Raw genomic sequence first — 23,865 nt, 5'->3', positions numbered from 1 at the left:
TGAAATCGAAGGCGCAGGGACCGACGATGCTCGACCGCATGCAGGGCGACGCCTACGGCATGTTCCTGGTGCACTATCCGATCGTGCTGTGGCTGCAATACTGGCTGTTCGACATGGAATTGCCGGCGATCGCCAAGGCCGCGATCGCGTTCTTCGCCACCGTGGCGCTGAGCTGGGCCGCCACCGCCGTGCTGCGCAAGCTGCCAGGCGCCAAATACGTGCTGTAACTACGCAGCACGTACTATTCGCGACGTCGAGACTGCGCTGCCTCTCCCGCTTGCGGGGCAGCGCCAGGTGGAGTCTCTCTCCGCGCATCCCACTTGGAGAACGCTGACGGCAAGATCGCGGCCGACAAGTTGCGCACAACCTGCCATTGGTCACATGCCGCGACGTGATTCTCGGTTATGCTGGCCGGACTGCTGACCCTAGGGAGTCCTGAGATGAACGACCCTCAAGTTGGATGGATCGCCGCTATCATCGTCGGCGGATTGGCCGGCTGGCTCGCCGAGATGTTCATGAAGACCGGAACCGGCATCTTCATGAATATCATCCTCGGCATCGTCGGCGCCGCGCTGGCGAACTGGCTATTGGGTCTGCTCGGCGTGTCGCTCGGCGGCGGATGGATCGGCTTTCTCGTCGCCGGCTTCATCGGCGCCTGCATCATCATCTTTGCGTGGCGCGCGATCCGCGGCGCGACGTAGGCTTGATCCGCAGGGACAGCGGTCGAATAGACGAAAATAGCGCGATGATGGGTTCATCGCGCTATTGAGATCGTTGCTTCGCGCCGCAGCGGCGGATCAGGCGGCAGCGCCGTGCATGTAGTTCGGCAGCCAGTGCTCGAAGGCGCGGGACAGGCTTTCGATCGTCACAGGCGGCTCGCCGGCGACCGCAATCGCGTCGCCGCCGGTGGTGCCGATGCGCGCACAGGGCACGCCGGCGCCCTTCATCTTGGCCAGCACGAGGCCCGCGTCGGCCGCAGGCACGGTGACGATGTAGCGCGCCTGATCCTCGCCGAACCAATAGGCATGCGGCACGATCGAGGACGGCGCCGCCAGGAGCTGCGCGCCGATGCCGCTTGCGATCGCCATCTCGGCGAGCGCGATCAGGAGCCCGCCGTCGGAGACGTCATGCGCCGCACTCGCGGTGCCGGCGTGGATCATGCCGCGCACCACGTCGCCGTTGCGCTTCTCGGTGGCGAGATCGACCGGCGGCGGAGCGCCCTCCTCGCGGCCGCAGACATCGCGCAGGTAGACCGACTGGCCGAGCCAGCCTTGCGTATCGCCGACCAAAAGAATTGCCTCGCCGGCCGCCTTGAACGCCAGGGTCGCCGACTTGGTGAAGTCGTCGAGCAGGCCGACGCCGCCGATCGAGGGCGTCGGCAGGATGCCGCGGCCGTTGGTCTCGTTGTAGAGCGAGACGTTGCCGGACACGACCGGGAAGTCCAGCGCGCGGCAGGCTTCCGAAATGCCCTTCAGGCAGCCGACGAACTGGCCCATGATCTCGGGCCGCTCCGGATTGCCGAAGTTGAGATTGTCGGTGATGGCGAGCGGCCGGCCGCCGACCGCGGTGATGTTGCGCCAGGCTTCGGCCACCGCCTGCTTGCCGCCCTCGAACGGATCGGCCTCGCAATAGCGCGGCGTGACGTCGACGGTGAGCGCGAGCCCCTTCGGCCCGTCCTCGACGCGGACCACCGCGGCATCGCCGCCGGGACGCTGCATGGTATTGCCCAGGATGACGTGGTCGTACTGCTCCCAGACCCAGCGCTTCGAGCACAATTCGGGCGTGCCGATCAGCTTGGTCAGCGCCTCTGCGATCCCGAGCGGCGGCTTGACGTCCTGCCCGCGGATCACCGGCAGCGCAGTCGATGCGACGTGCGGGCGGTCATAGACCGGCGCCTCGTCGCCGAGCTCCTTGATCGGCAGATCGGCCATCACGTCGCCGCCATGCTTGACGACGAAGCGCTTGCTCGGCGTGGTGTAGCCCACGATGGCGAAATCGAGCCCCCATTTGCGGAAGATCGCTTCGGCCTCTTTCTCCTTCTCGGGCTTGAGCACCATGAGCATGCGCTCCTGACTCTCCGAGAGCATCATCTCGTAGGCGCTCATGCCGGTCTCGCGGGTCGGCACCGCGTCGAGATCGAGGTCGACGCCGAGATCGCCCTTGGCGCCCATCTCGACCGCCGAGCAGGTCAGGCCGGCCGCGCCCATGTCCTGGATTGCGACCACGCAATCGGCTGCCATGATCTCGAGGCAGGCTTCGAGCAAAAGTTTCTCGGCGAAGGGATCGCCGACCTGCACGGTCGGGCGCTTCTCCTCGGAGGCGTCGTCGAATTCGGCCGAGGCCATCGAGGCGCCGTGGATGCCGTCGCGGCCGGTCTTGGAGCCGAGATAGACGATCGGCATGTTCACGCCGGAGGCCGCCGCGTAGAAGATCTTGTCGGCGTCGGCGAGGCCGACCGCCATCGCGTTGACCAAGATGTTGCCGTCATAGCGGGTGTGGAAGCGCACCTGGCCGCCGACCGTCGGCACGCCGAACGAATTGCCGTAGCCGCCGACGCCCGCGACCACGCCGGACACCAGATGCCGGGTCTTGGGATGCTCAGGGGCGCCGAAGCTCAGCGCGTTCAGGCAGGCGATCGGGCGGGCGCCCATGGTGAAGACGTCGCGCAGGATGCCGCCGACGCCGGTGGTCGCGCCCTGGTAGGGCTCGATGTAGCTCGGGTGGTTGTGGCTCTCCATCTTGAAGACCACGGCCTGGCCGTCGCCGATATCGATCACGCCGGCATTCTCGCCGGGCCCCTGGATCACCCAGGGAGCCTTGGTCGGCAGCCCGCGCAGATGGATGCGCGACGACTTGTACGAGCAATGCTCGTTCCACATCGCCGAGAAGATGCCGAGCTCGGTGAAGGTCGGAACCCGCCCGATCAGCTTCAGGATGCGCTCATACTCGTCCGGCTTCAGCCCGTGGGCAGCCACGAGTTCGGGGGTGATTTGAGGCTCGTTCTTGGGCGCGGTCATGGGACCCTTAATAGGTAGATCGAACGGGGGCGAAAAGGCCTTTTACGGCCCATTTCCGGCCTGTCCAGAGCTTTGCGGCGGTTTGGCGCGGCCCGGGATTTGCAGCCCGGAATTGCACCTGGAATTTGCACAATGGGGATGGATCGGATTTAAGGTCCCGAACCCGATAATTGAAGGCCAGATTTCGTGAACGAGCTCGCCAAGACCGCACTCACTACGGCATTCAACCGCCGCCCCGACCTGCACGTCGAGACCGAAGGCGAATTCGCCGGCTGGCGAACCTGGACCCGGGACAGTTTCGAGACCCATACCGGCCCATTCTACCACCGCATGGACGAGAACGGCCGCATCGCCTGCGCGTTCCGGGTCGGCCCGAAGCACCTCAACGGCTCCGGCAACGTCCATGGCGGCTGCCTCATGACCTTCGCGGATTACTGCCTGTTCGCGCTCGCCTCCCCGGTGCTCCAGGGCCCCGGGGTCACGGTCTCGTTCGCCTCGGAATTCCTCGATGCGGCGCGCGAGGGTGCCTTGATCGAATGCACCGGCGAGGTCACCCGCGCCGGCGGATCGCTGATCTTCGTACGCGGCATGCTGACATCGGCCGAGCGGCCGCTGTTCAGCTTCTCCGGCACCATCAAGCGAACGAAGCGCAAGGCGCCGGCGGCGACGACAGCGTAAAGCGCGCGAGGAGGCCGTTCCGATTGAATCGGAACGGGCTTCGGATTTTTCTTCGACGCGTTTCTTCGCGCGAACCGCTACCCACTTCGCTCGAAAACGCTTCGCGCCTGTGGACACCCGCCGTCATCCAGCCGTTACATCGCCACGGGATGAATCGACAGCACCGCGCTAGCGCGTTGTGTTCACGCGCGTTCTTTGCATGAAGCATTCAACGCCAGTTGTGACGCGACGACATGCTGTCGTTGCCTCGTCGCGCGCGCGTCACATGCTCGTCAGCCAAGCCCCCGAAGATTGCTGAACGGTTTCTGTTTGTGCATTCGCGCAGCGAAGTTGGGGCATTCTCATGAAATTAAAGACGCTTGTTTCCGTCACGTCGGTGATGTCGCTTGTCGCATCGCTGGCGTGCGTTGCAACTCCGGCGCGCGCCGGCCAGGACGGCGACAATGGCGATCGCGGCGTCGGCGAGTCCCGCGGTCACGATCAGGATCAGGACCATGACGGCGAGCATCGTGGCCGCAAGCCGCGCGTGGTGATGATCTCGCTCGATGGTGCCAAGCCCGATTTCATCCAGAAGTTCATCGAGGAAGGCGTGCTGCCACGCGACGGCGGGCTCGCCCGGCTCAGCCGGCGCGGCGCAGTGGCGCTGCAGAACGTGACGGCGTCACCGTCGCTCACCGCGGTCTCGCATATTGCGATCGCGACCGGTTCGACGGCGGTCCATAACGACATCCCTTCCAACACGTTCGAGCCGATCGTCGGCCCGATCTCCAGCAGCATCAGCGGCTTCGCCGCGCCGATCGGCGGCTACAACGAAAGCCCGCTCGGGCCGTCGGCGCACCCGACGGCACAGCCGCTCTGGGTGCAACTGCGCCAGCAGGGCAAGAAGGTCATCACCGCGACGTGGCCCGGCGGCGACGGCGCCGACATCTCGATCAACAAGACCGTGGTGCAGCCGGCCCACCCCACCCGCGTGACCGACTTCACGGTGCCGTTCGGCGCGTTCGGCGGCATCGGGGCCCAGGGCTTCACGCTGTCGCGCAGCGACTTCACGACCGATCCGGGCATCGTGGCGGCGCTGCAGGCTGCCGGCCATTTTTCATTCAGCCCGGTGCTGGTGACCTCGGCACCGATCGAGACGTTCTCATGTTCCGCGGCGGCAACCGCGACCTGCACCAATGCCGCGACGCTCGACGTCAAATATTCGATCCGCGTCGCCGCCATCGACACCACCAATGACCGCAAGGTGAACTACGACACGCTGGTGTTCTTCGATGCCAACAGCGGCATCACCGCAGGACCGTTCCACGCACCGTCGACCGGGCCGGCCTACGTCAAGTTTGGTGGCGAGAACGCACCGTTCTTCTTCGAAGGCAGCGGCGCGAAGGTCGGCGCCGCCTACTTCGTCTCGGAGCTGTCGCCGGACCTCTCGGTGGTGCGCTTCGCCCGCTACGGGGCCAACTTCATCCCGCGCAACACGCCGGTGCTGGCCGATGTCGACGACATCAACAACAATATCGGGTTCTGGCGTCCGCAGGCCGACTTCCGCATTCCGGAGCGCCTGAGCCCGGGCTTCACCAATTTCCCCGACGTCGAGATCGAGACGATGTACGAGGACATGGTGAAGACCTTCGTGCGCTACCAGGCCAATATCGGCGAGCGCGCGATCAAGACCCACCCGGACGCCGACCTCGTCATGGTCTATATCGAGCAGCCCGACGGCTCCGAGCACCAGTTCCTGCTCACCGACCCGCGCCAGGGCACCAACCCGACCGACGCGAATTCGATCGGCGCCAACCAGGATTCCGCCAAGGTCAAACGCTACGCCTCCTACATCCGCTTCGCCTACCAGACGGCCGACAGAGCGGTGAAGCAGATTGCCGACGCGGCGGGCCGCGACAGCAACGTCGTCGTGGTGTCGGACCACGGCTTCGCGCCGTTCCACACCTCGGTCAATCTCACCAACATCCTCCGCAACGCCGGCATCGACACCAGCAAAGTCGGGATCCGCACCTCGGGTCCTGCCGCCGACATCTACGTCAACCTGCAGAACCGCGAGCTCGGCGGCACCGTCGATCTGGCGACCTACCGGGCCCTGGTGGCGCAGATCACCGACGCGGTGAGAAACGCGGTCGACCCCAATGCGCGCTTCAACTACTCGCTCAAGGATCAGCGCATCTTCACCGTCGTCGAGACCCGGCCGCTGCAATGCGACGCCGGTACTGGACAGTGTACCAGCAAGACCGTCGGCCAGGACTATGGCGACGTGTTCGCGCTGATGGCGCCCGGCTACAATTTCGACGGCGTGCAGAATCCCGGCGTCGCGCGCCAGGGCGACGCGCCGTTCAACGCGGCGACCACCGCGCTATCGATGCCGAATTTCTACGGCGCCCACGGTCACGACCCCGAGCTTCCGGTGATGAGCGCGACGTTCATCGCCGCGGGGCCGCAGATCCGAAGGGACGCCGTGGTGCGGCACATGCGCAATATCGACGTCGCGCCGACCATCATGCGGCTCCTCGGCACCACACCGCACCAGGTCGACGGCGAGGTGCTGAGCGAGGTCCTGCGCTAGGATCCTTCGGCAAATTCAGTGCGGTGGACGTCAGACCGGCGTCCACCGCCTCTCCTGTCACGGCCCTCAATCCTCACGTGCGCGGCGTGCCGAACCGCTCGATCACCTCGGCAAGCGGAACGTGACCGGCGCAGCCGCCGGCGCCCCGGCTGTGCTCGCCCTTCTCCAGCGCCGTCGCGTAGATCACGGCCGGATCGGCCTCCAGTCGCGCGCGAAGGGCGGCCAATTTCGGCCAGCGATTGCGGTCGGCGACGGCATGGAAATCGAGCCAGCGCGCGACACCGATCAGCATCCCATCCGCCAATGTCGGGTGGTCGCCGAGCAGGAACGTCGCATCGCCGACCAGTTGCTCGAGCCGGTCGTGGCGCTGCACGGCATTGTCCTTCCCCCACTGCCGCAGCGCAGACTGCATCGCGGGATTCGGCGTCTGCATCTCCAGCGCCGCCCATAGCGGACTAAACGCGGCGGTGAAGCCGGTGTTCACGAAGGCCATCAGCTGACGCATCCGGTCGGCCTGCGGCGACAGCGGGTCGAAGCTGACGCGGCGCTCGGTATCGCGTGCCGCGAGCCAGCTTGCGATCGCCATGTTCTCGGTGAGCACCCTGCCCTGGTCCGTGACGAAGGCCGGCGTCTCATGCCGCGGATTGATCCGCGCATAGGAAGGATCGCGCATTTCGCCGAGCATGTCGACGCGGCAAAGGCGATAGGGCTTGCGCAGCCATTCGAGAGCTGCAACGAGCCCCATGGAGCTTCCCAGCGGGAAGCCATAGATGAGGATAGGTTCCATGATGTGGTCTCCGGTGATGTCAGACGATCACGCTGCGCAGCGGAGCCGGACCCTATTCGCCACAACCGTGAAGTAAATTACGCACCTTTTTGTAACCACGAGCCGCCATGAAATCTCTCGTCTCCCGCTGCCCGATCGAGGAAGTGATGCAGATCCTGAGCGGCCGCTGGCCGACGCTCCTGATCTACTATCTGAAGCAGGGCACCAAGCGCTTCAGCGACCTGCGCCGCGACAACCCGACCATCTCGCACAAGATGCTGACCCTGGAGCTGCGCAAGCTCGAGGACACAGGCATCGTCGAGCGCACCGAATTCGACGGGTATCCGCTGCGCGTCGAATACCAGCTGACGCCGGCCGGCCACCGGCTCGTGCTGCTGATCGACGCGCTGGGCGAGTGGTGGGAAACGACGTCGAGTGCCGCAGCCCCGTGCAGTTCCGTGGATGCCGAGCCGGTCATTCCGAATACCGTCTCGCGGGATTGAACGGCACGAAGCGCCGTCAAACTTGCGCTGGCATTGGATAGGCTCCCGAAGTATCAGTCTTGATGCGCGGCAATGCGCGGGGGAGCCAATCAAGGTGCCGAAGAGCACGGCCAGAGCATGATCCGGAAAAGTGTGAAGCGGTTTTCCGAAAAGATCATGCTCAGACAAAGAGCCAAGACGGGCGGCGTGACGGCTCCCGCTATCACGCCGATCCTGCCCACCGCGCCGGGTGCGCGCGGCTGGCGCGACTATGCCCTGCTCCTGGCGCTGGCCTGCTGCTGGAGCTCGACCTATCCACTGACCAAGATCGGGCTCGGCTCGATCCCGCCGGTCACCTTCATCTCGGCGCGCTCGCTGGTCGCAGCCCTCTTCCTGCTCCTGGTGCTGCGGATTCGCGGCATCCGTATCCCGACCGACATCAAGGCGTGGAAGCTGTTCGCCTTCCAGCAGACCATCAACTCGACGATCCCGTTCCTGGTGATCACCTGGGCGCAGCTCTATGTGCCGGCATCCAACACCGTGGTGCTGGCCTCGACGACGCCGATCTTCGCCTTCCTGATCACCTGGGCGATCACGCGGCACGAGCCGGCCTCGCTGCTCAAGCTCGTCGGCGCGATCCTCGGCCTCGCCGGCACGGTCGCGATCATCGGCCTCGACGCGCTCTCGGGCTTCGGCAAGGAGATTGTCGCCGAGATCGCGATCCTGCTCGCCACCGTCTCGTTCGCCTGCGCCACGATCTTCGGGCTTCGTCTCTCCGACTATGACCCCATGGTGGTGGCCGCCGGCTCGCTCTTGTTCGGCGGCACGGTGCTTCTGCCGGTCGCCCTGATCGTCGACCATCCCTGGACGCTGCACCCGACGCCGCAGGCGCTGGTCGCCACCGTCGTGATGGGCATCTTCTCGAGCGCGTTCGGCCTGATGCTGTTCTACATGTGCCTGACGCGGCTCGGCACGCTCACCACGAACGCGCAAGGCTATTTGCGGATTCCGATCGGCGTCGCGTTGTCGGTGATCCTGCTCGGGGAATCCGTGCCGTCGAACCTGGCGCTCGGCCTCTTGCTGGTGATGGCCGGCGTCGCGGCGATGACGGTGCCGGCCGAGGCCTATAAGCGCGCGCTGAGCCGATTGCGAAACCGCTAGCCTGTGTCGCAGCTCACGCCGACAATTGCTTCTCGGCGATCGAGAGCCACTCGGCCTGCGCATCGCGCAGGTATTTCGGCGCCCGCCGCATCTGGATCAAGAGCTCGTTGAACACGATGCGCGCTTCGGCGGTGCGGCCGACCAGCTGCAACAACAGGCCATAGCGGACCCGCGCTTCGGCTCCCGGAAAATACTGCGTGACCGCCTGGTATTCCTCCAGCGCCTCGTCGAGCCGGCCCGTTTCGGCGAGCGAGCGGGCGTAGAGCAGATGCCACTCGGCGGATTCGAAATCGGGCCAGCGCTCGCGCAAGGCGTCGAGCGTGGCCAGTGCCTCGGCAGGTAGCTTGCGGGCGAACTGGGCCTGCGCCTTGGCCAGCGCGTAGGCCGGATCGTCGCCCTGCGGCAGTCGCAAGACGTGGTCATAGTGGCCCTCCGCCTCCTCGAAGCGCCCGATGGTCTGGCACTCCGCAGCCAGCGCTGCGCGGTTGGCGATCGTGTCGGATGTCGCGAGCCGGTCGGACAGTTCGCGATACCGCTTCTCCGGATCGATACGGTTGGCGACGCGCCTGCGCGCCTGCGCGGCAGCCGGTCCGCCCCACCATTCCGGAACGAGCTCGACGACGATGTAGGCGAGCGCGCCGATCAGCGGCACCATCAGGATGATGAAAGCCCATGGCTGCAGGCGCCCGGTGCGCGAGGCGTGGTAGATCAGCGTGATGTCGAGCAGCAATATGACCAATGCAACGGGCATCAAGGATCCCAGCGAGCCGGACAAATCATCCAAATCGCCTCCGTCATAACGTGCCCGGCACGCTGCGACAATCCTCGGTTGCTATTCCGGCAGCGCTAGCGTGAAGAGATTGTAAAACGGAGGTAACTATCCCAGCATTGGTGTCTGATAGAACGGATCAGGTTCATTGGTCCGGGCGTCCGAGCGGGGCCCCATAAGCGCTATTTCTTGTCGTCCGCGAGCAACGTGCGGTATTTCGCGACGTCGCGGGTCACAAGCTGCTGCAACACCTCGGGTGCGAGCTCGTCGGCATCGGGCGCAACCGTCGACAACTCGACGAAGCGCTTCTTCACCGCCTCGCTCGCGACTGCGGAGCGCGCGGCGGCGTTGAGCTTGGCGATGATCTCGCCCGGGGTGCCCTTCGGCGCGAACAGGCCATTCCAGCCCTGCGCCTCGAACTCGGCTAGGCCAGCCTCGGCCGAGGTCGGCAGCTCCGGCAGCGAGGCGAGCCGCACGGTCGAGCCGACCACGACCGCCTTCACCAGTTTGTCGTCGATCGCCTGCGACACCGAGGCGGCGGCATCGCAGACGCCGTCGATCTGGCTGCCGATCGCGTCCGTCAGCGCGAGCGCCGCGCCGCGATAGCCGACCAGCTGCACGTCGATCCCGGCGGCATGCACGAAGCTTTTGCAGATCAAATAGTTCGACGAGCCGACGCCGGCATGGCCGAGATTGACCTTGCCCGGATTCTTCTTCGCGTAGTCGATGAATTCCTTGAGATCCTTGGCCGGAAAATCCTTGCGCAGCGCGACGATGCCGAAGGTCTTCGCCACCACGGCGACCGGCGCGAAGGAGTCGGGCGTGAACGACAGCTTTGGATAGATCGTGTAGGTCGCGGCATTGGTGCCGGCGTTGCCGATCGCGATCGTGTAGCCGTCCGGCTCGGCCCGCGCGGCAAGGGTCAGCGCGGTCGAGCCGCCGGCGCCGCCGACATTCTCGATGATGATGGTCTGGCCGAGCGCGGCGCTCATCTGGTCGGCCACCGCGCGGGCAATCACGTCCGAGGTGCCGCCGGCCGTGAACGGCACGATCATCGTGATCGGACGCTTCGGGAAGTCCAGCTTCGAGGTATCTTGGGCGTTGGCCGCCGTCGCAAGCAGCAGGACCGCGGCTGTCGCCACGGCAAGGAACCTTCCAAACATGGTGGTTACGCCGCCTTGTCGAACTGCTGGACCAGCCCTGCGAACAGGCCGCGGCCGTCGGTGCAGCCCATGATCTCTTCGACGTGGTTTTCCGGATGCGGCATCATGCCGAGCACGTTGCCGCGCTCGTTGACGATGCCGGCGATCGAATGCGCGGCGCCGTTGAAGTTGGAAGCTTCGTCGACCACGCCCTCGGCGGAGCAGTAGCGATAGAGCACCCGGCCCTCGCCCTCGAGCCGCTTCAGCGTCTCCTCGTCCGCCTCGTAATTGCCCTCGCCATGCGCGACCGGCACGCGGATCACCTGGCCGGCATTGTAGCCGCGGGTGAACGGCGTGTCGGAGCGTTCGATTCGCATATGCACGTCGCGGCAGACGAATTTCAGCCCGGCATTGCGCATCAGCACGCCCGGCAACAGCCCGGACTCGCAGAGGATCTGAAAACCGTTGCAGACGCCGAGCACCAGCCCGCCCGAGGCTGCGAAGTCGCGCACCGCGTCCATCACGGGCGCGCGGGCCGCGATCGCGCCACAGCGCAGATAGTCGCCATAGGAGAAACCGCCGGGCACCACCACGAGGTCGGTGCCCTTGGGCAGCGCGGTCTCGGCGTGCCAGACCATCGCGGTCTCATTGCCGGATGCAAGCTTGAGCGCGCGAGCCATGTCGCGCTCGCGGTTGATGCCTGGGAAGACGAGGACGGCTGATTTCATTGCATCACCTGGTTTTGGGTGCCAGCACGAGCTTAACTGCGGCGGCAAACTTCGCGTAATTGTCGTTGCTGGCCTTTTCGTCACGCGCCGAGCTGATCAGGCTGGCGGAGCCTTGTCCGGCAAGCAGCAAGCCGCTGACCTGATACTCGCTTGCGCCGTTGGCTGTCACGGTCAGGCGCCGTGCCTTGAACATGCGCGGCCCCGCGGTGCCCTTGTCGCCATCAACGCCGAGCAGCGTAATGCGCTGCCCCGGCGTCCGCTGCTCCAGCGCCTTGATGATCTGCTCCTGCCCCTCGCGGAACTGGTCGAGCGTCATCTGTTTTCCGCCGGTATAATACCGGTAGCTCACCTTGGAGCCCGCACCGCAGGACGATTGCGCGCAGCGGAACATATGCACATCGGAGCCCCGGCGCTCGTAGCTCCATCCGCTGACCGTGAACGGCGGCGGCTGCGTCGTCGCGGCAGGCGCCGCCGGTGCCGGTTGAGCCGAGGCCCCGCCGATACCGGCCGCGGTCAGCAAGCCGATGCAGAGCGCTCCGATGAAGATTCGGTCACGGCGAGCAGCGGCGGGAGCGGCTGTTATCATTTGGCTCGCTCGCTAGCTCAGAACCTCGACCCGGTAGTTCTCGATGACGGTATTGGCCAGCAGCTTGTCGGCGGCGGCCTTCAGCGCCGCCTCCGCCTTGGCCCTGTCGGTTGCGGCGAGCTCGATGTCGAACACCTTGCCCTGGCGAACGCTGGCGACGCCGTCGACGCCGAGCGATTTCAGCGCGCCCTCGATCGCCTTGCCCTGCGGATCGAGGATGCCCGACTTCAATGTCACAGTCACGCGTGCCTTCACGGTCGCCCCTTAAGCTTAGCTCTTCACCAGCACCGGGCCGCTGCCGGCCGGCCGCTCGTTCTCGATCAGAATGCCGAGCCGCTTCGCGACCTCGGTGTAGGCCTCAAGCAGGCCACCCAGATCCCGGCGGAAACGGTCCTTGTCGAGCTTCTCGTTCGACTTGATGTCCCACAGCCGGCAGGAGTCCGGCGAGATCTCGTCGGCGACGATGATCCGCATCATTTCGTTCTCGAACAGCCGCCCGCACTCCATCTTGAAGTCGACGAGGCGGATACCGATGCCGAGGAAGAGGCCGGTCAGGAAGTCGTTGACGCGGATGGCGAGCGCCATGATGTCGTCGATCTCCTGCGGCGTGGCCCAGCCGAACGCGGTGATGTGCTCTTCCGACACCATGGGGTCGTTGAGCTGGTCGTTCTTGTAATAGAACTCGATGATCGAGCGCGGCAGCTGGGTGCCCTCCTCGATCCCGAGCCGCTGCGACAGCGAGCCGGCGGCGACGTTCCGCACCACCACCTCGAGCGGCACGATCTCGACCTCGCGAATCAGCTGCTCGCGCATGTTGAGGCGGCGGATGAAGTGGGTCGGCACCCCGATGTCGTTGAGGTGCTGAAACAGGTACTCCGAAATCCGGTTGTTGAGGACGCCCTTGCCCTCGATCACCTGGTGTTTCTTGGCGTTGAACGCGGTCGCGTCGTCCTTGAAGTGCTGGATCAGGGTTCCCGGCTCGGGGCCTTCGTAAAGCACCTTGGCCTTGCCTTCATAAATACGGCGTCGACGGCTCATTGGGATGTACCGTGTTTTGTTGAAATCCATGGATTTGGGTGCTCCGGATGACTTGGGGTTACGACCCACGACGGAGCTGCCGCGGAGGCCTGGAACCTGGGCAATCCAACTGGAAACAGAACAAGAACCATGCCTGTTGGCAACCTATCCGATTGGCCCATCCAGCACAATCGATAGTGCCCCCATCGGGGCACTTATACCGCGCTATCAAAAGGGCCCGATTCCGCCTGTTTTGCCTGCGGCTTAACGGCTCGTTGTCTTGCCGATTCCTCCCGCTTATCTAGGCAGGCATCGGGGCTGCCGCAACGAGCATCACCCCGCATTCAGCAGGAATTGGAACTTCGGCATGAACGAATTCAACAAGCGCGAGGAAGGTTTCGAGAAGAAGTTCGCCCTCGACGAGGAGCAGAAGTTCAAGGCCGAAGCGCGCCGGAACAAGCTGCTCGGCCTGTGGGCCGCCGAGAAGCTCGGGATCACGGGCGATGCCGCCAACGCCTATGCCAAGGAAGTGGTGGCCGCCGACTTCGAGGAAGCCGGCGACAATGACGTGCTGCACAAGGTTCTGAGAGACCTCACCGCCAAGGGCCAGGCCACGACCGAGCGCGACGTTCGCGCCAAGATGGACGAATTGCTGGCCGTGGCGGTGGCCCAGGTCAAAGCCGGAACGTGAAGGAGGGAACTTAAGTTCTCGCGCCGCCTGAGCTCCGATTCGACTTTTTATGCACGCCGGACACCGTTCCGGCGCGACCTGTTTGTGCCCCTCGCTTTGGTAAAGTCGGCCCGGATGATCTCGAGCAGGCGGCGCGACGCGGCGCTGAGGAAGCCGCCATGCCGCGTCACCGCGACGACCTCATGACTTGCGGTGAGATTGCCGACACGAATCGTCGCGATCGAGGAGGCACGCAGCTCCTCCGCCGCATTGCTTCGTGACAGCAGGGCGATCCCGAGCCCCGCCTCGACCAGCCGCTTCTGCGCCGTGAGGCTGTCGACCGGCGTCCAGGCGACCTCGCCGAGCCCGTGCGTCAGGAACAGGGCGAATACATGCGAGGCGGTGATCTCGCGCCGTCCGGGCACCTCGGGAAAGGCGATCCAGCGCTCGTCCCTGAGATCGGCGAGACGGCCGACCCGGCGTCCCGCCAGCGGATGGTCCGGCGCGCAGACCACCCCGAGCGGCTCGGCGAACAGCACCTCGCAATCGAGGTCGCCCGAGCGGTCGCGGTCGTAGCGCAGCCCGATCGTCGCCTCGCCGCGCCGGATCAGATCGCTGACCTCGGCACTGGTCGCGGTGCGCAGCGTCAGCGCGACATCCGGATGCCGGCGGGTAAAGCGCTTCAGCACCTTCGAGAGCCGCTCGCCCGCAAGCGTGCCGGTCACCGCCAGCGCCACCGGGCCGGAATTGTCGCGCAGCAGCGCGCGCACCGCATTCTCGGCGTCCTGCGCCGCCGCCACCGCACGTTCGGCATAGGGCACCATCACCCGCCCCGCATCGCTCAATCTGGTCTTGCCCGCGATCCGCTCGAACAACGGCACGCCGAGCTCCTGCTCGAGCAGCGCGATGCGCCTCGAGATCGCCGGCTGCGAACGATGCAGCGCCTTCGCGGCGTTCGAGATTCCGCCGCGGCGATGCACTACCAGGAACGTGTTGAGCGCGTCGCTGTCCATCCCCACCTCATGCAAAAAGCTGATGATATCGAGAGAAATAACAAATTTGTCTGATGGCCGAAACCGCCCTATCGCTTGAGCCGGTCGCTTTTTCCAATCATCAGGAGTTCACATGCGCACCCAGGCAGACAAGGCAGCACGGTTTCGCGAGTTGCATCAGCGCCCCGGCACCTTCATCATCCCGAATCCCTGGGATGCCGGCACGGCGAAGCTGCTCGCGGCGATGGGTTTCGAGGCGCTCGCGACCACGAGCCTCGGGCTCGCCAACACGCTCGGCAGCGCAACCGTCAGCCTCGATGCCATCATCGAGAACTGCCTGGCGATCGCCGATGCCACCGACCTGCCCGTCAACGCCGATCTGGAGAATTGCGGCGCGGATGATCCGATGACCGCGGCAAAGGCGATCACCCGCGCCGCCGAAGCCGGCGTCGTCGGCGGCTCGATCGAGGATTCGACCGGCAATCCGCAGCATCCGATCTACGACTTCTCGCTCGCGGTCGAGCGGGTTCAGGCCGCCGTCGAAGCGGCACGGGCGCTGCCGTTCCCATTCACGCTGACCGCGCGCGCGGAGAACTTCCTGCACGGCCGCAAGGATCTCGACGACACCATCAAGCGGCTGCAGGCGTTCGAGGCCGCCGGCGCCGACGTGCTGTATTCGCCGGGCCTCTACGACATCGGCACCATCAAGACCGTGGTGTCGGCCGTGAAGCGGCCGTTCAATCTCGTGATGGGCTTTGCCGATCCGACCTTGACGGTCGAGCAGCTCTCCGCCGCCGGCGTCAAGCGCATCAGCGTCGGCGGCGCGATGGAGCGGCACGCGCTGGCCGCGTTCCTGCGCTGTGCCCGCGAGATGAAGGATCAGGGCGCGTTCACCTTCGTCCGCGACATGGCGCCGGTGAAGGACGTACGCGAGGCGTTTGCTGCCGCGAAAGGCGAGTAGCGCGTGGGACATCCTGTCCCGCGCCAGGGAATGCCAGCGCCGCCCCGGGATTTGCCTGAGGCGGCGTATCCACTGATCTGGTATGGTAGCGCCAACACCGCAAGTCCGGCCAAGGCACTACCAGACCTGACAATTCATGACAGGTCGCGACTTGCAGGCAGCCTCAGGCAATGCCAAGAGAGCGGGATCATGTCCCAGGATCACATTTCCAACGTTCTCGCTGAACGTTATGCCTCACCCGCCATGCGCGCCATCTGGAGTGGCGAGGGCAAGGTTCGCCTCGAACGCGACTACTGGATCGCCGTGCTGAAGGGCCAGCGCGATCTCGGGATTCCGGTTCCGGACGGCGTGATCGAAAGCTACGAGCGCGTCAAGGACCAGATCAACCTAGCCTCCATCATGCAGCGGGAGCGTGTCACCCGCCACGACGTCAAGGCGCGCATCGAGGAGTTCTGCGATCTGGCCGGCCATGAGCACCTGCACAAGGGCATGACCAGCCGCGACCTCACGGAGAACGTGGAGCAATTGCAGGTCTACCGCGCGCTGCAGCTGGTCGAGACCAAGAGCATCGCCGCGCTGATTCGGTTTGCGAAGCGCGCCCAGCAGTTGCGCGACATCCCGTTCACCGCACGCACCCACAACGTGGCCGCGCAAGTCACGACGCTCGGCAAGCGCATCGCCATGTCGGGCGAAGAAATGCTGCTGGCGCATCAGAGCCTGGTCAATGTGCTGCAGACCTACCCCGCTCGCGGCCTGAAGGGCGCAGTGGGTACCCGTCTCGATCAGATCACCCTGTTCAATGGCGATGCCGGCAAGGCGCGCGCGCTCGAGGAGCGCATCCTCGTTCACCTCGGCTTGCCGAAAGCGCTCGACGCCGTCGGCCAGGTGTATCCGCGCAGCCTCGACTTCCGTGCGGTCAGCGTGCTCACCGAGCTCGCCAGCGGTCCCGGCAACTTCGCCAAGACCATCCGCCTGATGGCCGGCCACGAACTCGCCAGCGAAGGCTTTGCCAAGGGCCAGGTCGGTTCCTCGGCCATGCCGCACAAGATGAACAGCCGCTCCTGCGAGCGCATCAATGGCCTGCATGTGATCCTGAAGGGCTATCTCGCGATGGCCGCCGGGCTCGCCGGCGATCAGTGGAACGAGGGTGACGTCTCCTGCTCGGTGGTCCGCCGCGTCATGCTGCCCGATGCCTTCCTCGCCACCGACGGCCTGCTCGAGACCTTGCTCACCGTGCTCGATCAGATGGAGGTGTTCGAAGCCGTCGTCGAGACCGAGCTCAACCGCTATTTGCCCTTCCTGCTGACCACCACGGTGATGATGGAAGCGGTCAAGAAGGGCGCCGGCCGTGAAGGCGCCCACGAGGCGATCAAGGAGCACGCCGTCGCCGCCATCGGCGACCTGCGCACCGGCAAGATCGTGCAGAACGACCTGCTGCAGCGTCTCGCGGCCGACCAGCGGCTTGGCTTGAGCGAAGCCGAGCTGCAGCTTGTGCTCGAGCAGGGTCGCGCCAACTCCGGCGACGCCGCCGCCCAGGTCGATCACTTCGCCGAGCAAGTCGACGCGCTGGCTAAGGCCGTGCCGGAAGCCGCGCGCTACACGCCAGGCACGATCTTGTAGCTGATAGTGAGGAGCGAATAGCGAGCGGACAAGATTCCGTTCGCTACTCGCAATTCGTCGCTTCGCCTCACTCTTCCTTGAAGCCGTATTCCGGCACGTTGCCGCTGGCGCCGTAATATTTGTAGGGCAGGAACTTGCCCGACATCGTGATCTTCACGCGATCGCCCTTCGGATTCGCGACACGCTCCATCGCCATGTCGAAGTCGATCGCCGACATGATGCCGTCGCCGAACTCCTCCTCGATCAGCGCCTTCCATGCCGGGCCGTTCACCATCACCATCTCGTAGAAGCGGTAGATCAGCGGATCGGTCGGCGGCATCGGCGTGCCGGCGCCGCGCATCGGCACCTCGTTGAGCATGGCGGTCTCGGCCTTCGACAGCCCGAACAGCTCGCCGGCATTCGCCGCCTGCGGTTTTGTCAGCTTCATCTGGCCGAGGATCGCGCCCACGATCAGCACCTCGGAATAGCCGCCGATCTTCTCGCAGATATGCTTCCAGCTCCAGCCCTTCTCGCGCTTGATGTCGAGCAGCTTCTCGGTGAGGTCTTCGCGTTTCATAAGGTTTCCTCCTCAGGCTTCAGCGCGCAACGCTCTGCGCGGGATTGGGTTCGACGACGCGCGGCGGCGAGACGATCGTGGGCTCCCCGACGCCGGGCCGCACCGTCGGGACGTGGCGCGGGTCGTGATCGGTCACCTCAGCGGCAAAGCTCTTGCTGCGGCTGACCAGGAAATCGACAATATGGTTGCGCAGCGCATAGTAATAGGGATGACGGTGCAGGTCGATCCGGCCGCGCTCCTTCGGCAGCGGGTTCTCGACAATCTCGGCCAGCACCGCGCCGGGCCCGTTGGTCATCAGGAAGATCTTGTCGGCGAGGAAGATCGCCTCATCGACGTCATGGGTGATCATGAAGGTGGTCTGCCCGGTCTCCAGGCAGATGCGCCGCACCTCGTCCTGCAGCGTGCCGCGGGTCAGCGCGTCCAGCGCCGAGAACGGCTCGTCCATCAGCATGATCTTCGGCGTGATCGACAGCGCGCGCGCAATGCCGACGCGCTGCTTCATGCCGCCCGACAGCTCCGACGGATGCTTGTGCTCGGAGCCGGTCAGCCCGACGAGATCGATGAATTTCTGCGCGTGGGCCCTGACCCGGGCGCGGTCCCATTTGCGCCATTTCGAGCTCACGGCATAGCCGACATTGCCGAGCACCGTACGCCACGGCAGCAGCGCATGGCTCTGGAAGATCACGGCGCGGTCGAGGCTGGTGCCCTCGATGCCCTGGCCATCGACGATGACCGTTCCCTCGCTCGGCTCGTCGAGCCCGGCGAGGATGTTCAGCACCGTGGTTTTGCCGCAGCCGGAATGGCCGATCACGCAGCCGAATTCGCCGCGCGTCATCGACAGCCAGAAGTCCTCGAATACAGTGGTGGTGCCGCCGCCGGCGCCGGGATAACGCCGGGCGATTCCCTCGATGGAGATGAACTTGTCGGTCATCGCTACTCCGGAAACGTCACCATGCGCGTGAAGCGCGCCAGCACCTGGTCGAGCAGCATGCCGACGAGGCCGATCAGAAGGATCGCGATGATCACATTGGTGATCGACAGATTATTCCACTCGTTCCAGACGAAGTAGCCGATGCCGGTGCCACCGACGAGCATCTCGGCAGCGACGATCACGAGCCAGGCGATCCCGATCGAGATCCGCATGCCCGTGAGGATCGTCGGCGCCGCCGCCGGCAGGATCACGGTGAAGGCGCGCCTGATGGTGCCGACCTCGAGCGTCCGCGCGACGTTGATCCACTCCTTGCGCACGCCGGCGACGCCGAACGCGGTGTTGAGCAGCATCGGCCACACCGAGCAGATGAAGATCACGAAGATCGCCGAGATCGAGGAATCCTTGATGGTGTAGAGCGCGAGCGGCATCCAGGCCAGCGGCGAGATCGGCTTCAGCAGCTGGATGAAGGGATCGAGCGCCTTGCTGATCAAAGGCGACATCCCGATCATGAAGCCGAGCGGGATCGCGACGATGACCGCGATCAGATAGCCGAGCCCGACGCGCCCGATCGAATAGGCGAGCTGGATGCCGAGCCCCTTGTCGTTCGGCCCGTTGTCGTAGAACGGCCGCTTCAGGTGCTCCCACAGCTTGGCGCCGACATCGAGCGGTCCGGGCATCGCCGACTTGCCCTGCGTCGCGGTCAGCCCCATCAGCCTGGCGTATTCGGGGCTCATGACCGCCGCCGTGCCGCTGCTGCGGGTCGCGAGGTGCCATGCGCCGAGGAAGGCCGCGAGCAGCGCAAGCGAGACGATGGCGGCGCGGAGGCGGAGGGAGAGAGTCATACGCGTTCCCTCCCCGCGTCGTCCCTGCGAGAGCAGGGACCCATAACCACCGGCCCCAATTGTTGCGCTGAGTGTCTCCCCGCGCGCCTAACCGAGACAACACGGCGTATGGGTCCCTGCTTTCGCAGGGACGACGGCGTGGATAGAATTTCGCCCCTCACGACGACTTCCTGATCTTGAAGCTTGCGAGATAATCCTCGGGCTTGGCCGGATCGAAACTCTTGCCCATCACCGAGAACGACTTGTAGGCGGTGGTCGGCGGCGTGAGCCCCATCTCGGCCATCACCTTTTTTGTGTCGGTGGCGAGATAGACCTGCTCGGCGACCGCCTTGTAGTCGACCTCGCCCTTGATCTGGCCCCAGCGCTTCATCTGCGTCAGCATCCACACCGCAAAGGACTGCCAGGGGAACGGATCGAAGTCGACGCGCTTCGGATCGGTCTTCACGCCGCCAAGGCCGTCGGCGTAGGTGCCGGTCAGGACCTGCTCCAGCACCGTCACCGGCGCGTTGATGTAGTTGGCCGGCGCGATCGCCTCCGCGATCTGCTTGCGGTTCTCGGCCTTCGCAGCAAAGCCGGTGGCGTCCACGATCGCGCGGGTCAGCGCCGCGAAGGAGTTCGGCGCCGTCGTGATGAATTCGCGGCTGGCGGCAAAGCTGCAGCAGGGATGACCGTCCCAGATCTCCTTGGACAGGGTGTGCAGGAAGCCGACCCCGTCATAGATCGCGCGCTGGCAGATGTTGTCGGGCGCGAGGAAGCCGTCGATGTTGTCGGCGCGCAGATTGGCGACCATCTCCGGCGGCGGCACCGAGCGGAGCTGCACGTCGGTATCCGGATCGAGCCCGTGCTCGGCGAGATAATAACGCAGCAGATAATTGTGCATGGAGTAGTCGAACGGAATGGCGAACTTCATGCCTTTCCAATCCTTCGGATCACGCTTGTCCTTGTGCTTCATGGCAAGCGTGATGCCTTGCCCGTTGATGTTCTCGATCGCGGGCACGGTGAAGGGTATGGCGTTGGCACCAAGGCCGAGCGAGATCGCGATCGGCATCGGCGCCAGCATGTGGGCGGCGTCGTATTCCTTGTTGATGGTCTTGTCGCGAATCACCGCCCAGCCGGCGGTCTTCACGACCTCGACGTTGAGGCCCTGCTTGGCATAGAAGCCGAGCGGCGCGGCCATGATGATCGGGGTTGCACAGGTGATCGGGATGAAGCCGACCTTGAGATCCTTCTTCTCCGGTGGTCCGGCGTCGGCGAACGCTTCCGTCGCGGTCTTCAACGGGAAGAACTGCGACAACGCGGCAAGCGCCGTCGCCGCCCCCACCGATTTCAGAAAGGCGCGGCGCGCAACGTCCTGCGGAAACACCGCGCGCATCACCGCCGACGCGACGATGCCTTCGTAACGCTTCTGTTCGCTGAGATCGGCGACCGGCTCGCAGCGCAGCGTGCGCGCGGCATGCGCATGCTCGGCGGCCGAGCGATACCGGCCACAGGCGCAGCCGGATCGCACGAGCGCGCGGTCGGCGTCGAAGGGATCGTCTGACGTGGACATGCTGCGCCCCATTGTCGCACCGAACCACGGAGAGCTCCGCGATCCGGTTCATTGATCGGCGTCCGGCCGCGTTTTGCGCCGCCGGACGCCGACAAACATGCAGGTTCTATGCCGCCTTGTCCGTGACGACGGCCGCGGTCGGCAGACCCTCGTCGATCGGCAGCGCCGGGTCGCGCGACCACTCGTTCCAGGAGCCGAAATACATCCGCACGTCCTTCACGCCGGCGTTCTTCAGCGCCAGGAAGGTGTTCGAGGCGCGCGCCCCCTTGAAGCAGTAGAGATAGACCGGCGTGGTCTGCGAGATGCCGACGGTGGCACATTCCGCCAGGATCTCGTCCTTCGACTTGAAGCGCGGGCCCTCGGCGGTCGGCTTCATCATCCGATACCATTCCAGCCAGACGGCGCCGGGGATGCGGCCCTTGCGCGGGCAGAAATCCTTGCCGTAGGGCGAGGAGCTTTCGCCAATCCACTCGTCGACGTCGCGCACGTCGAGGATCGCGACGCCGGGCTTGCCGACCGCCGCCAGCATCGCCTTGGCGTCGATCATGATGTCGCCGGCCTCCGGCACGATCGCAAAGGAGGCCTTCGCCGGCACCGCAACGTCGGTGGTGACAGGCAGATCGGCGGCTTTCCAGGCATCGAAGCCGCCATGCAGCACCTTGATCTTGGGATAGCCCAGCATCGTGAGGAGATAGTAGCCGCGGCAGGACTGGCCGAAGCCGGAATTCATCGACTGCTCGTAGATCACGGCGGTCTCCTTGCCGGAGAGACCGGCGGCGCCGAACGCGTCGGCGAACTTGGTCTTCAGCTCGTGGATGCCTTCCGGCGTCGAGGTCGCAAGGAATGTGAAGATGTCATGCACATTGACGGCGCCGGGCAGATGGCCGGCCGCATAGGCATCCGGATTCCGCGTGTCGATGATGACACATGGTTCTTTCTTGACGAGCTCGGCAAGTTCGCCGGCGGTGATCAGAACGTCCGTCATGGCTCTCTCCTGTTTGTGGTTGCAGTTGTGGTGGTCCCGAACTCCTGGTCAGCCGTCCGCCAGCATCTTGCGCAGCTGCTTGGTGGCAGGCGTGACGATGGCGACGAAATAGGCCTCGCGCAGCCTGCGCTGGGCGCGGTGGCTCATCAGATAGCCGCGCGCGCCGCAATGGAGCATCGCCGCATGCGCGAACGCGACGCTGGCATCGCCGATCCGCAGGCGCAGCGCGACGACGCGGCGCCAATAGCTGTCATCGGCGTTGTAGGGATCGCTTGCCAGCGTCATCGCCTCCTTCTCGAACTCGGCATAGAGCTCGCGGAATTGCAGCGGCTGCTGCGGCAGATAGCGGTTGACGTGACCGAGCGGCGCATGGACTTCGTCCATGATGTTGATGCAATCCTTCATCAGGCCGAGGCCCATGCCGGCCTGCAGCAGGATGAAGCCGGCGCGGATCTTCTTGACGAACGGCGCAGCCGGCTCGGCCAGGATCAGCTCGTCCGGCACGAACACGTCGCGGAACTGGACGCCGTAGGTGCCGGTGCCGTCCATCGCCAGGAACGGCTTGCACGGCGTCAGCGTGATCGCGGGGTCGGAGCAATCGGCAAGGAACATCACGGTGCTGCCTGGCTCGCCCTTGCTGCCCTCGTCCTCGCGCTCGAAGATCGTGCCGAAGTAATGGTCGGGTCCGAGATTGGACACCCAGGGCAGCGCGCCGCGGACGATGTAGCCGCCATCGACCTTGCGGCCCTTCAGCTTCAGCCGCTCGATGCCGAAGAAGCTCTTCATCGGGTTGGAGAGCCCGGTGCCGCCGAGCGCGCGCCCGCTGGAAAAGCAATTGCCGAAGCGCGCGGCGAGCTTCATGTTGGTGGAATTGGCGACGTACCAGACCAGCGTGTTCTGGCACCACGCCATGAAGGCGGTGGCGCCGCAGACCTCGCCGAGCGCGGCCATCGACTGGATCGCCCAACGCAGGTCGGCAGGCCCCTCCTGCGGTACGTGGCTGCTCCACGCGCCGACCTTGCCGAGCCGGCGCAGGAATTCGCCGGGATAGACCGAGCCGGCATCGATCGCGGATGCGAGCGGTGCCAGCTCCTGACGCGCCAGACGCGCGACCTCGTCCGTAATGGTCGGTGCGGGATCTTGAGCTGCGACCCGCGATAAAGCCAGTGAACCCATGGTTGGTCTCCGCACCTTGAATTGCCGGTCGAGCCTTACGCGCTGACCTCGAGATTGACGGGACGGGTGAAGGTGTTGGCGACCGGCGACCACTTCTTCACATGCGCCACCAGCGCGTCGATCTCGTCCTGCGCGACGCCCTCGCATTCCATGTCGACCTTGACGCGGACGTCGGTGAAGCCGACCGGCTTCTCGCTGACGTCGCCGGTGCCCCACACCGCGGTGATGTTGAGATCGCCCTCCAATTCCAATTCGAGCTTGTTGACGATCCAGCCGCGATGCACCGCGTTGGCGTGCAGGCCGACCGCAAGGCAGGAGCCGAGCGCGGCGAGCGAGGCCTCCGACGGATTGGGCGCGGTGTCGTCGCCGAGCAGCCCCGGCGGCTCGTCGACGATGTAGGGCGCGAGGTTGCGGATGTAGTTGGCATGACGGAACTTGCCCTCGGCCACCGTCCTGCACTTCAAGGTCTTGATGACCTTCGGGTTGGCCTTGCCGTTGGCAATCAGCTGCTCGAGCCCGCCTCTGTCGATCGGCGCGAGGCAGCCGGTCAGTGCGGTTTTTTGAGCGACAGCGGTCATCAGTTTTCTCCCTGGGAGCGATGGATTGGGTCAGGATACCGAACGGTCTGTTTCCTGCACGAAGCGTGCCAGCCCCGCCCCAAATCA

At 65.2% G+C, this 23,865-nt stretch carries 24 protein-coding genes and 1 pseudogene; 9 read left to right on the top strand and 16 right to left on the bottom strand.

The window, feature by feature from the left end; all coding sequences use genetic code 11:
* A pseudogene (locus tag AC066Y_RS14640) lies at positions 1 to 227 on the top strand (acyltransferase family protein); the annotation flags it as partial.
* 213 nt (positions 228 to 440) lie between these two features.
* Entirely contained in the window at positions 441 to 701 is a 261-nt protein-coding gene (locus AC066Y_RS14635; protein ID WP_176530316.1) for a GlsB/YeaQ/YmgE family stress response membrane protein, read from the top strand.
* Between the two features lie 96 nt (positions 702 to 797).
* Here the strand turns inward: AC066Y_RS14635 and purL are convergent, their stop codons facing one another.
* On the bottom strand, positions 798 to 3,017 hold the full coding sequence (purL, locus tag AC066Y_RS14630; RefSeq protein ID WP_478274462.1) for a phosphoribosylformylglycinamidine synthase subunit PurL: 2,220 nt from the start codon (positions 3,015 to 3,017) through the stop codon (positions 798 to 800).
* A gap of 186 nt (positions 3,018 to 3,203) precedes the next feature.
* Between purL and AC066Y_RS14625 the strand changes: the two genes are divergently transcribed.
* Together AC066Y_RS14625 and AC066Y_RS14620 are read left to right on the top strand one after the other, a co-directional pair.
* Positions 3,204 to 3,695 (top strand): PaaI family thioesterase, encoded by a 492-nt coding sequence (locus AC066Y_RS14625; RefSeq protein ID WP_092115310.1) that lies wholly within the window; start codon positions 3,204 to 3,206, stop codon positions 3,693 to 3,695.
* A gap of 343 nt (positions 3,696 to 4,038) precedes the next feature.
* Complete coding sequence (locus AC066Y_RS14620) at positions 4,039 to 6,267, top strand: alkaline phosphatase family protein (RefSeq protein WP_478274461.1); 2,229 nt, start codon at positions 4,039 to 4,041, stop codon at positions 6,265 to 6,267.
* A 73-nt stretch (positions 6,268 to 6,340) separates the two neighbouring features.
* On the opposite strand, the gene AC066Y_RS14615 is transcribed toward AC066Y_RS14620, so the two are convergent.
* A complete protein-coding gene (locus AC066Y_RS14615) occupies positions 6,341 to 7,054 on the bottom strand; it encodes a glutathione S-transferase family protein (protein ID WP_478274460.1) in 714 nt (237 codons plus the stop codon).
* A 107-nt stretch (positions 7,055 to 7,161) separates the two neighbouring features.
* On the opposite strand from AC066Y_RS14615, the gene AC066Y_RS14610 reads away from it, so the two are divergent.
* Together AC066Y_RS14610 and AC066Y_RS14605 are read left to right on the top strand one after the other, a co-directional pair.
* Positions 7,162 to 7,536, top strand: coding sequence for a winged helix-turn-helix transcriptional regulator (locus tag AC066Y_RS14610; protein WP_478274459.1), 375 nt, complete (start codon positions 7,162 to 7,164; stop codon positions 7,534 to 7,536).
* Between the two features lie 156 nt (positions 7,537 to 7,692).
* Positions 7,693 to 8,676, top strand: coding sequence for a DMT family transporter (locus AC066Y_RS14605; protein ID WP_478274458.1), 984 nt, complete (start codon positions 7,693 to 7,695; stop codon positions 8,674 to 8,676).
* Between the two features lie 13 nt (positions 8,677 to 8,689).
* Here the strand turns inward: AC066Y_RS14605 and AC066Y_RS14600 are convergent, their stop codons facing one another.
* The 6 genes from AC066Y_RS14600 to purC form a co-directional block, all read right to left on the bottom strand.
* On the bottom strand, positions 8,690 to 9,427 hold the full coding sequence (locus AC066Y_RS14600; protein WP_478274457.1) for a tetratricopeptide repeat protein: 738 nt from the start codon (positions 9,425 to 9,427) through the stop codon (positions 8,690 to 8,692).
* A 200-nt stretch (positions 9,428 to 9,627) separates the two neighbouring features.
* Positions 9,628 to 10,608 (bottom strand): tripartite tricarboxylate transporter substrate-binding protein, encoded by a 981-nt coding sequence (locus tag AC066Y_RS14595; protein WP_478274456.1) that lies wholly within the window; start codon positions 10,606 to 10,608, stop codon positions 9,628 to 9,630.
* Between the two features lie 5 nt (positions 10,609 to 10,613).
* Positions 10,614 to 11,315 carry a phosphoribosylformylglycinamidine synthase subunit PurQ gene (gene purQ / locus AC066Y_RS14590; protein WP_478274455.1) on the bottom strand — a complete coding sequence of 234 codons (702 nt, stop codon included), beginning with the start codon at positions 11,313 to 11,315 and terminating at the stop codon, positions 10,614 to 10,616.
* 4 nt (positions 11,316 to 11,319) lie between these two features.
* Complete coding sequence (locus AC066Y_RS14585) at positions 11,320 to 11,835, bottom strand: hypothetical protein (RefSeq protein WP_420964873.1); 516 nt, start codon at positions 11,833 to 11,835, stop codon at positions 11,320 to 11,322.
* Between the two features lie 78 nt (positions 11,836 to 11,913).
* Positions 11,914 to 12,156 carry a phosphoribosylformylglycinamidine synthase subunit PurS gene (purS, locus tag AC066Y_RS14580; RefSeq protein WP_173637481.1) on the bottom strand — a complete coding sequence of 81 codons (243 nt, stop codon included), beginning with the start codon at positions 12,154 to 12,156 and terminating at the stop codon, positions 11,914 to 11,916.
* A gap of 15 nt (positions 12,157 to 12,171) precedes the next feature.
* Positions 12,172 to 12,939, bottom strand: coding sequence for a phosphoribosylaminoimidazolesuccinocarboxamide synthase (gene purC / locus AC066Y_RS14575; protein ID WP_016843454.1), 768 nt, complete (start codon positions 12,937 to 12,939; stop codon positions 12,172 to 12,174).
* Between the two features lie 346 nt (positions 12,940 to 13,285).
* Between purC and AC066Y_RS14570 the strand changes: the two genes are divergently transcribed.
* Positions 13,286 to 13,609, top strand: a complete 324-nt coding sequence (locus AC066Y_RS14570; protein WP_478274454.1) for a DUF1476 domain-containing protein — start codon at positions 13,286 to 13,288, stop codon at positions 13,607 to 13,609.
* Positions 13,610 to 13,656: 47 nt separating this feature from the next.
* Here AC066Y_RS14570 and AC066Y_RS14565 read toward each other — a convergent pair whose 3' ends face one another.
* Positions 13,657 to 14,601, bottom strand: coding sequence for a LysR family transcriptional regulator (locus AC066Y_RS14565; RefSeq protein ID WP_478274453.1), 945 nt, complete (start codon positions 14,599 to 14,601; stop codon positions 13,657 to 13,659).
* A gap of 112 nt (positions 14,602 to 14,713) precedes the next feature.
* Here AC066Y_RS14565 and AC066Y_RS14560 point away from each other — a divergent pair, with 112 nt between their 5' ends.
* Together AC066Y_RS14560 and purB are read left to right on the top strand one after the other, a co-directional pair.
* Positions 14,714 to 15,541, top strand: coding sequence for an isocitrate lyase/PEP mutase family protein (locus AC066Y_RS14560; protein ID WP_478274452.1), 828 nt, complete (start codon positions 14,714 to 14,716; stop codon positions 15,539 to 15,541).
* 189 nt (positions 15,542 to 15,730) lie between these two features.
* Positions 15,731 to 17,161 carry an adenylosuccinate lyase gene (gene purB, locus AC066Y_RS14555; RefSeq protein WP_478274451.1) on the top strand — a complete coding sequence of 477 codons (1,431 nt, stop codon included), beginning with the start codon at positions 15,731 to 15,733 and terminating at the stop codon, positions 17,159 to 17,161.
* 67 nt (positions 17,162 to 17,228) lie between these two features.
* Here the strand turns inward: purB and cynS are convergent, their stop codons facing one another.
* The 7 genes from cynS to AC066Y_RS14520 all read right to left on the bottom strand — a co-directional run bounded on the left by cynS (position 17,229) and on the right by AC066Y_RS14520 (position 23,778).
* A complete protein-coding gene (gene cynS, locus AC066Y_RS14550) occupies positions 17,229 to 17,717 on the bottom strand; it encodes a cyanase (RefSeq protein WP_092115321.1) in 489 nt (162 codons plus the stop codon).
* A 19-nt stretch (positions 17,718 to 17,736) separates the two neighbouring features.
* Positions 17,737 to 18,648: an ABC transporter ATP-binding protein gene (locus AC066Y_RS14545; protein WP_478274450.1), complete on the bottom strand. Its 912-nt coding sequence runs from the start codon at positions 18,646 to 18,648 to the stop codon at positions 17,737 to 17,739.
* 2 nt (positions 18,649 to 18,650) lie between these two features.
* A complete protein-coding gene (gene ntrB, locus AC066Y_RS14540) occupies positions 18,651 to 19,490 on the bottom strand; it encodes a nitrate ABC transporter permease (RefSeq protein WP_478274449.1) in 840 nt (279 codons plus the stop codon).
* A 157-nt stretch (positions 19,491 to 19,647) separates the two neighbouring features.
* Positions 19,648 to 21,039: a CmpA/NrtA family ABC transporter substrate-binding protein gene (locus AC066Y_RS14535; RefSeq protein ID WP_478274448.1), complete on the bottom strand. Its 1,392-nt coding sequence runs from the start codon at positions 21,037 to 21,039 to the stop codon at positions 19,648 to 19,650.
* Between the two features lie 106 nt (positions 21,040 to 21,145).
* On the bottom strand, positions 21,146 to 22,024 hold the full coding sequence (locus AC066Y_RS14530; RefSeq protein WP_478274447.1) for a sulfurtransferase: 879 nt from the start codon (positions 22,022 to 22,024) through the stop codon (positions 21,146 to 21,148).
* Positions 22,025 to 22,072: 48 nt separating this feature from the next.
* Positions 22,073 to 23,200, bottom strand: coding sequence for an acyl-CoA dehydrogenase family protein (locus AC066Y_RS14525; protein WP_478274446.1), 1,128 nt, complete (start codon positions 23,198 to 23,200; stop codon positions 22,073 to 22,075).
* Positions 23,201 to 23,235: 35 nt separating this feature from the next.
* Complete coding sequence (locus AC066Y_RS14520; protein WP_050402025.1) at positions 23,236 to 23,778, bottom strand: OsmC family protein; 543 nt, start codon at positions 23,776 to 23,778, stop codon at positions 23,236 to 23,238.
* Between the last annotated feature and the right edge of the window lie 87 nt (positions 23,779 to 23,865).

This window comes from Bradyrhizobium sp. USDA3010 (assembly GCF_056429065.1).
This window is presented reverse-complemented; position numbering and strand designations above follow the sequence as displayed.